Origin of the sequence: Mesorhizobium sp. LSJC285A00 (assembly GCF_000503155.1) — a bacterium.
GTDB lineage: Bacteria > Pseudomonadota > Alphaproteobacteria > Rhizobiales > Rhizobiaceae > Mesorhizobium.
In genome coordinates, this window is sequence record NZ_AYVK01000043.1 from 43,166 (window position 1) to 51,394 (window position 8,229).

7 protein-coding genes are annotated in these 8,229 nt (G+C 62.0%); 4 read left to right on the forward strand and 3 right to left on the reverse strand.

Annotated elements, in window-relative coordinates:
• Nucleotides 1-108: 108 nt before the first annotated feature.
• The 3 genes from X726_RS142660 to X726_RS142650 all read left to right on the forward strand — a co-directional run bounded on the left by X726_RS142660 (nucleotide 109) and on the right by X726_RS142650 (nucleotide 4,332).
• Entirely contained in the window at nucleotides 109-1,890 is a 1,782-nt protein-coding gene (locus X726_RS142660) for a trehalose-6-phosphate synthase (protein WP_023693459.1), read from the forward strand.
• Entirely contained in the window at nucleotides 1,887-2,675 is a 789-nt protein-coding gene (otsB, locus tag X726_RS142655) for a trehalose-phosphatase (protein ID WP_023672690.1), read from the forward strand. The genes X726_RS142660 and otsB overlap by 4 nt, the downstream gene beginning before the upstream one ends.
• A 199-nt stretch (nucleotides 2,676-2,874) precedes the next feature.
• Nucleotides 2,875-4,332 (forward strand): NCS1 family nucleobase:cation symporter-1, encoded by a 1,458-nt coding sequence (locus tag X726_RS142650; protein ID WP_023672691.1) that lies wholly within the window; start codon nucleotides 2,875-2,877, stop codon nucleotides 4,330-4,332.
• Between the two features lie 83 nt (nucleotides 4,333-4,415).
• Here the strand turns inward: X726_RS142650 and X726_RS142645 are convergent, their stop codons facing one another.
• From X726_RS142645 to X726_RS142635, 3 genes are all read right to left on the reverse strand, one after another.
• A complete protein-coding gene (locus X726_RS142645) occupies nucleotides 4,416-4,952 on the reverse strand; it encodes a DUF1697 domain-containing protein (protein WP_023672692.1) in 537 nt (178 codons plus the stop codon).
• Between the two features lie 15 nt (nucleotides 4,953-4,967).
• Nucleotides 4,968-6,605, reverse strand: coding sequence for a CTP synthase (locus X726_RS142640; protein WP_081725397.1), 1,638 nt, complete (start codon nucleotides 6,603-6,605; stop codon nucleotides 4,968-4,970).
• Between the two features lie 154 nt (nucleotides 6,606-6,759).
• Nucleotides 6,760-7,878: a L,D-transpeptidase gene (locus X726_RS142635; protein WP_023693456.1), complete on the reverse strand. Its 1,119-nt coding sequence runs from the start codon at nucleotides 7,876-7,878 to the stop codon at nucleotides 6,760-6,762.
• 163 nt (nucleotides 7,879-8,041) lie between these two features.
• Between X726_RS142635 and X726_RS1000000170790 the strand changes: the two genes are divergently transcribed.
• Nucleotides 8,042-8,229, forward strand: a 188-nt coding sequence (locus tag X726_RS1000000170790; RefSeq protein WP_156940714.1) for a hypothetical protein, incomplete at its 3' end; no start/stop codon positions are given.

Genomic DNA, 8,229 nt, shown 5'->3' on the forward strand with positions numbered 1-8,229 from the left:
TGTGCGTTGCAAAAAACACAGGTTCTCACGGGCGATCGTCGGCTGCGAACACTCAAATCGAACCATGAAGAAAAAGGCCCTGACGGCCAAAATTGAGTTGGAATTGGAATGACTGATTATGGCATGGCCCTGCTCTGGGTCTTGATCCTTGCAAGCCTTGGCCTTTCGATTCTAGCCGTTCTGTTATCGATCTCCAGGCAACGTCGTAGCCATAGCTTGACGGTTGCACCGACTGCCGGCGAGGACGTCGCATCGGAAGCGACGCGCAAGGTTTTGCGGGAGTTCGAGAAGAATGGACAATCTCCCGACGCGGCGCTGGTGAACTGGTCGCCCGACACCTTGCGCAAGATACTTGCCGACGACCTGCCGGACGCGCAGGTCATCGTCGTCTCGAACCGAGAACCCTATATCCACAACATCAAGGACGACGGCGTCGAGCTTCTGGTGCCGGCCAGCGGCCTGGTGTCGGCGCTTGAGCCTATCACCCGCGCCTGCAGCGGCACCTGGATCGCCTATGGCGGCGGAACGGCGGATCGTCTGACGGTCGATAGCAACGATCGGGTTCAGGTGCCGCCGGACAATCCGTCCTATACGCTGCGCCGCGTGTGGCTGAGCGACGACGAATATCAGGGCTACTATCTCGGCTTTGCCAATGAAGGGCTTTGGCCGCTCTGCCATATCGCCTTCACCCGGCCGGTCTTCCGTGCCTCGGACTGGGAGGCCTATGAGGCCGTCAACCGCAAATTCGCCGATATGGTGGTTGCCGAGGCGCGCAATGAGCGGCCGATCGTGCTGGTTCAGGATTACCATTTCGCGCTCCTGCCGCGCATGATCCGCGAGCGCCTGCCGGAGGCGATCATCATCACCTTCTGGCACATCCCGTGGCCGAACTCCGAAGTGTTCAGCATCTGCCCATGGCGCGAACGCGTTCTTGATGGACTGCTCGGGAGCTCGATCATCGGCTTTCACACCCAGTTTCATGCCAATAATTTCACTGAAAGCGTAGACAGGTTCCTGGAAAGCCGCATCGAGCGCGCCGACGCCGCGATCTCGTATGGCGGGCGGACGACCCTGGTGCACGCCTATCCCATCTCCATCGAATGGCCGGCCGAACTCCTGGCCAAACTGCCACCGGTCGAGGAAAGCCGCGCCCGCCTGCGTGAGCGGTTCGGCCTGTCGGCGGACGTCAAGCTGTGCGTCGGCGTCGAGCGCCTGGACTACACCAAGGGCATCCTCGACCGCTTCCATGCGCTGGACGAATTGTTTACGCGCCACCCCGAGTGGATCGGCAAGGTAGTGTTCCTGCAGATTGCTGCCCCAAGCCGCGGCACGCTGCCGGCCTACCAGCAATTGCACGATGAATGCCTGCGTTATGCCAACGAGCTCAACCAGCGCTACGGTCATGACGGCTACAAGCCCGTGGTCATGGTGGCTGAGCACCATTCGCAGCAACAGGTCTATGAGATCTATCGCGCCGCCGACATCTGCATGGTCACCAGCCTGCATGACGGCATGAACCTCGTAGCCAAGGAATTCGTCGCCGCGCGTGACGACGAACAGGGCGTGCTGTTGCTCAGCACGTTTGCCGGCGCGTCGCGCGAACTGCTGGAAGCACTGATCGTCAATCCTTACGACGCGGCGATGATGAGCCAGGTGCTGCTGCAGGCGCTGACCATGTCACCGGACGAACAACGCGAGCGCATGCGCCCGATGCGCGAAATAGTGCGCGACAACAATGTCTTTCGCTGGGCCGGCAGCATGCTGCTCGATGCGGCGCGCCTGCGCAAACGCGGCGACCTCGAAAGAGCGACAAGTGTCGCCGAGCGGCCCGCAAACACCGGCAGCAACATCGTCTCACTGTTCGACCGCATGCGGAAGGTGGCGTCATGAATAGCCTGTCGAAAGCACCGGGCCTGCCAACCGCACCCGACCTGCCGGAAGGACAATGGGCGCTTTTCCTCGATATCGACGGCACGTTGCTGGAGCACGCGGCGCACCCCGACGCCGTGTCCGTAAGCGACGAACTGCGCAACCTCCTCGGCGTCGTCGATGAACGGCTGGACGGCGCTGTCGCCTTTATCACCGGCCGCTCGGTCGAAGGCGCCGACCGCCTGTTTCATCCGTTGAAGCTGCGTGTTGCCGGTCTCTATGGGCTGGAACACCGGCTGACGCCGGACGGCCCGGTCGTTACCGCCGATGCTCCCGCCGATATCGCTGCCCTTGCCGACGCCATCGAGGCCGAACTGGATGACGGCCTTGTTCATATCGAGCGCAAGGGTCCGATCCTCGCCATCCATACGCGTGCGGCGCCGCATCTGCTGGCCAGGGCAACGCATCTTGCCGAACAGGCATTGACCGAGCTTCCCAAGGGCTATCGGGTTATCCCGGGCAACGCCGGCGTCGAACTCATGCCGCTCGAAGCGGCCAAGGGCGCTGCCGTGCGGCGTTTCATGGCAATCCCGCCCTTTGCCGGACGGCGGCCGGTCTTTCTCGGCGACGACACCGCCGACGAAAACGGTTTCGAGGCGATCAACGAGGCCGGCGGCATCTCGATCCGGGTCAAGCCGCGTGGGCCGACCGTGGCCCAATACAGGCTCGATGATGTCACCTGCGCGATAGCTTGGCTTGCCGCCAATTTCGACGCATCACCGGCCCTCAACCGCAAAGCGTCCTGATCGCTGCCCCTGCGGATCGAATCAAGATCGCCGCGTTTGCGCCGACCTTCGCCAAAAGCCGATCGATAAGCGCTGTTCTCATTGAATATCTTTAAGGCCAAAGCCGGCAAATGGATTGCTTGCCGGTTCCCCTGCGTCAGGCATAACCTGCGCAGTCGACGCGTGAGGGCGCGTGCGGCATCAAGGGGAGGACATCGCAGTGACCATACAAGGCGCATCACCTGATCTATACAATGAGGATCTGGCTCCGGCCAAAGTCCGAAACTGGGGGCCGTTCTCGATCTTCAACGTCTGGACGTCGGACGTCCACAGCCTCTGGGGCTATTATCTCGCCGCAAGCCTGTTCCTGTTTTGCGGCGGCTTCGTCAATTTCATCATCGCCATCGGCATCGGATCGCTGATCATCTACGCGCTGATGAACATGGTCGGCTATGCCGGCGTGAAGACCGGCGTGCCCTACCCCGTGCTGGCGCGCGCCTCCTTCGGCATCTGGGGCGCCAACATTCCGGCCCTGGTGCGCGCCCTCGTAGCCTGCTTCTGGTACGGCGCGCAGACGGCGGCGGCATCGGGCGCGATCGTGGCGTTGCTGATCCGCTCGCAATGGTTCGCCGATTTCAACGCCAACACGCATTTCCTCGGCCACACGGGTCTGGAAGTGATCTGTTTTGTGGTCATCTGGGCACTGCAATTGCTGATCATCCAGAACGGCATGGAAACGGTGCGTCGCTTCCAGGATTGGGCCGGACCGGCGGTGTGGGTGATGATGTTGATCCTGGCGATCTATCTCTGTGTAAAATCCGGGAGATTTGCCTTTACCAGCGACATCCCGATGGATGTGCTGCTCGACAAGACAAAGGATGCCGGCGTACCCGGAACCCCTGGCTCCTGGACGTCGCTGTTTGCGGTGGCCGCGATCTGGGTCACCTATTTCTCGGCGCTCTATCTCAATTTCTGCGATTTCGCCCGCTATGCCCCAGACAAGGCATCGCTGCGCAAGGGCAACATCTGGGGCCTGCCGATCAATCTCATCCTGTTCTCGCTGGTCGCCGGCGTGACCACCATCGCTGCCTTCGACGTCTATGGCGAAGTGCTTCTGCATCCCGACCAGATCTCGGCGAAATTCGACAGCTGGTTCCTGGCAGCGCTTGCAGCCCTGACTTTTGCCGTGGCGACGCTCGGCATCAATGTGGTGGCAAACTTCGTCTCGCCGGCCTTCGACTTCTCCAATGTCTTTCCCCGGCAGATCGACTTCAAGAAGGGCGGCTATATCGCGGCCGTGATCGCGCTGGTGCTTTATCCCTTCGCGCCGTGGGAAGGCAGTGCCGCGTCTTTCGTCAACGTCATCGGCGCGACGATGGGGCCGATCTTCGGGGTGATGATGGTCGACTACTATCTGATCCGGAAGGGCGAGGTCGACGTCGAGGCACTGTACCGCGAACATGGCGAGTTCCGCTTCCAGGGCGGCTGGCACGTCAACGCCTTCATAGCCGCCGGCATCGGCGCCATCTTCTCCTCGGTCCTGCCGAACTTCACCAACCTGCTGCCGGCATGGTGGGGCGTTTATGGCTGGTTCTTCGGCGTCGGCATTGCAGGGGTCATCTACTACGTCCTTCGCACCGCCGCCCTTGGCGCAGGGGCCAGGACGGCGAAGGCGTGAAATGAGAGATAGGGAGTAGTCAGTAGCCAGTAGGGAATAGTATAACCCCTACTCCCTACTCCCTACTCCCTACTCCCTACTCCCTACTCCACCATCTCAGCCAACCTCCGCACCGTGTTCCAGTTGCGTGCGGTGCCGATGCCCATGCGCTTGTGGTTCATGGCAGCGAGCAGCCGCGAGCTTGGCCGCTCGCGCGAAAAGACGACCCAGATGTCACCGTTGACCGAAGCCACCTTCTCGTCCTCCGCGGCATAGGCCTGGAGCGCGGCCACACCATCCGCTGGTGCTGGCTTGCGCATCACCCGCACAGCCACCTGATCGCCTGCCTCGGCAGAGTCGCCCGGGAATGGGTTGCCGGCGGCAAGTTTCAGCCAATCCTCGGCAGTGCGCACGATGATGACGACATTGCGGCCGAAGGTTTTTTCGAAGGCCGTTTCCAGCCGCTGTTCCAGCTTGGCGATACCAGTCGCCCGTGTCTGGAAGACCAGATTGCCGGTCGCCACCAGGGTGCGCGGGTTCTTCAGCCCAAGCTGTTCTGCCATCGCCTTGAGGTCGGCCATGACGACCCGGCGGCCTTCGCCGAGGATAATGCTGTAGAGCAGCGCAACATAGGTTTGCATGGCAACGCGGCCTGCTTATACCAGCCGCGACTGGTCCACCGCGGCCGAGATGAAGCTGGCGAACAGGGGATGCGGCTCGAGCGGCCGGCTCTTCAGCTCCGGGTGATACTGGACGCCGATAAACCAGGGATGGTCGGGATATTCGACCGTTTCCGGCAGCACACCGTCGGGCGACATGCCGGCAAACACCAGGCCGCAATCCTCAAGCCGCTCCTTGTAGTCGATGTTGACCTCGTAGCGGTGGCGATGGCGCTCGGAAATCTGGGTGTCGCCATAGATGTCGGCGATCTTCGAACCCTTGGCGAGTTCAGCCTGATAGGCGCCGAGCCGCATGGTGCCGCCGAGATCGCCGGTTTCGCGGCGCTTCTCCAGCATGTTGCCTTTCAGCCATTCGGTCATCAGGCCGACGACCGGCTCGTCGGTCGGACCGAATTCGGTCGACGAGGCGTGTTCGACGCCGGCCAGCGAGCGCGCCGCCTCGATGCAGGCCATCTGCATGCCGAAGCAGATTCCGAAATACGGCACCTTGCGCTCGCGGGCGAATTTCGCCGCCAGGATCTTGCCTTCCGAGCCGCGCTCGCCGAAGCCGCCGGGCACCAGGATGCCGTGCACCTTTTCCAGCCACGGCGTGGGGTCTTCCTTCTCGAAAATCTCGCTCTCGATCCAGTCGAGCTTGACCTTGACGCGGTTGGCCATGCCGCCATGCGACAAAGCCTCGATCAGCGATTTGTAGGCATCCTTGAGGCCGGTGTATTTGCCGACAATGGCAATCGTCACCTCGCCTTCCGGATTGTGGATGCGGTTGGACACGGCCTGCCAGGGCTCCATGCGCGGCTTCGGCGCCGGATCGATACCGAAGGCGGCCAGCACTTCCGAATCGAGCCCTTCCTTGTGGTAAGCCATCGGCACGTCATAGATGTGGGGCACGTCGAGCGCCTGGATGACGGCACTTTCGCGCACATTGCAGAACAGCGACAGTTTTCTGCGCTCTTCCTTGGGGATGGCGCGGTCGGCGCGGACCAGCAGGATATCGGGCGCGATGCCGATGCCGCGCAGTTCCTTGACCGAATGCTGGGTCGGCTTGGTCTTCAGCTCGCCGGCCGTGGGGATGTAAGGCATCAAGGTCAGGTGGACATAGACGGCGTTGTTGCGCGGCAGATCGTTGCCGAGCTGGCGGATCGCCTCGAGAAACGGCATCGCCTCGATATCGCCAACCGTGCCGCCGATTTCGCACAGCACGAAATCATAGTCGTCATTGCCGTCGAGCACGAAATTCTTGATCTCATCGGTGACATGCGGAATGACCTGCACGGTGGCACCGAGATAGTCGCCGCGCCGTTCGCGCTCGATGATGTTCTTGTAGATGCGGCCGGTGGTGATGTTGTCCTGCTGGTTGGCCGAGCGGCCGGTGAAGCGCTCGTAATGGCCAAGATCGAGATCGGTCTCGGCGCCGTCATCGGTGACGAAAACCTCGCCATGCTGGTAAGGCGACATCGTTCCGGGATCGACATTGAGATAGGGATCGAGCTTTTTGATGCGTGCGCGATAGCCTCGCGCCTGCAAGAGAGCCCCAAGGGCCGCTGCAGCGATGCCTTTTCCAAGTGAGGAAACCACGCCGCCTGTGATGAATACATATCGCGCCATGGGAGTCATCGCTTAACGCGGCCGAATTGATTCCGCCAGAGAAAAAACCGCCGCTGAGGCTTTTTCCAGAGAAGGCGCGATAGTCCCGAGGTTCGAGACTGGTGTTTTGGTCAAAACAAAAGGGCCGGCAAAAGCCGGCCCTTTCGGCAGGTTTGTGAAAGCGTCAGATGATGACGACCTTGGTGCCGACCCTGACGCGGCTGTAGAGGTCCATGACGTGCTCGTTGATCATGCGGAAGCAGCCATTGGAAGCGCTGGTTCCGATCGACTGCGGCGCGATGGTGCCGTGGATGCGCAGATGCGTGTCCTTCTTGCCGTCGTAGAGATAGATGGCGCGGGCGCCGAGCGGGTTCTGGCCGCCGCCGGGCATGCCGTCCTTGTACTGGCCGTAATGCTTGGGTTCGCGCTTCTGCATGTCGAGCGTCGGGATCCAGCGCGGCCATTCCTGCTTGTCGCCAACGGCAACCTTGCCCTTGAACTGCAGGCCTTCGCGGCCGACCGCGATCGCATAGCGGCGGGCGGTGAAAGCCGATTCGACGAGGTAGAGGCGGCGCGCGCTGGTATCGATGACGATCGTACCCGGCTCATAGCCGCTGAATTCGACGTCCTGCGGCACGAATTCCGGCTTCACCTTGAACTGCTTCTTGGCTTGCCGCTTGGCGAGAGCCTGGTCGAGCGCGCGCGTTTCGGGGAGATAGGCAATCGACGAGGCAGAGGACGTGCCGCCGAACAGGCCGGCGAACAGTCCGCCACTCGTCGGCTTCTGGCCCGGGGCCTCGCTGCGCAATTCGCCATTGTTGCCGGTCAGCGCGATATTCATCGCTTCGGCCGGAAGCGGTTCAGCCGATTCGATCGGCTCGATCGGCGCGATCGGGTCAACCGGAGCGATGATCTTGGTGGTCTTCTTGCCTGGCTTGGCGTCGGCAACCACGACCGGCTTGCCCTTGCTTGCCAGGAACGCCTGGCGCTGGGCATCGGCCCTGGCTTTCGCCGCATCGCGCATCGCCAGCTTGCGGGCCTCGAGCGCCTTGACGCGGGCGAGATCCCTGTCGGCGGCGATCTTGTCTTCGAGCTTGCTGATCTGAGCCAGATCATCCGGGCTCGGGTTTTTCTTCTTCTTGAGAAGCTTCAGCTGCGTCGCATCGCTCTTGGCGGCGACGTTGATGACAGCGGTTTTGCCAACCGCCTGCGGTGAGGTCATTGCCGGAGTGCCGGCGAAGACCGCGGAGCTCATGCCGAATACGGCACAAAACCCCATGAAAATGAAGCTGCGAAGCTGCATGGCGAAGATCCGATCGTTCAATGCTTGTTGCCCACGGCGTCGCCCGGCGCCCCCCAAGGGCGCAGAAAGTGCCGCCGGCAATCTATAATCGAAGTGGCGTACGGGCCTCAAGCACGGGGTGCGGTCGAATCTTCGTGATCGTGTGCCATTTGCCGCGACTGTGTTGAAACAACAACAGATCGCGGCACCGGACGCTACCGACTACTGGTTCGGAACCTGCGGTGTGACCGGCAAGGTAACGCCATTGGTAGCCGGCGGCGCAGCCGAATCGGTTGCAGGTGGCGTCGCCGGAGATGGAGCCGTCGCCGTGGTGGCGGGAGCCGTCGCGGGCGGCGTCGTGGCGGCGCCGTT

Excerpts from the sequence above, each read along its gene's own strand:
- X726_RS142660 (WP_023693459.1), top strand. The coding sequence starts at position 109 with ATGACTGATTATGGCATGGCCCTGCTCTGGGTCTTGATCCTTGCAAGC.
- otsB (WP_023672690.1), top strand. The coding sequence starts at position 1,887 with ATGAATAGCCTGTCGAAAGCACCGGGCCTGCCAACCGCACCCGACCTG.
- X726_RS142645 (WP_023672692.1), bottom strand. The coding sequence starts at position 4,952 with ATGCAAACCTATGTTGCGCTGCTCTACAGCATTATCCTCGGCGAAGGC.
- X726_RS142640 (WP_081725397.1), bottom strand. The coding sequence starts at position 6,605 with ATGACTCCCATGGCGCGATATGTATTCATCACAGGCGGCGTGGTTTCC.
- X726_RS142635 (WP_023693456.1), bottom strand. The coding sequence starts at position 7,878 with ATGCAGCTTCGCAGCTTCATTTTCATGGGGTTTTGTGCCGTATTCGGC.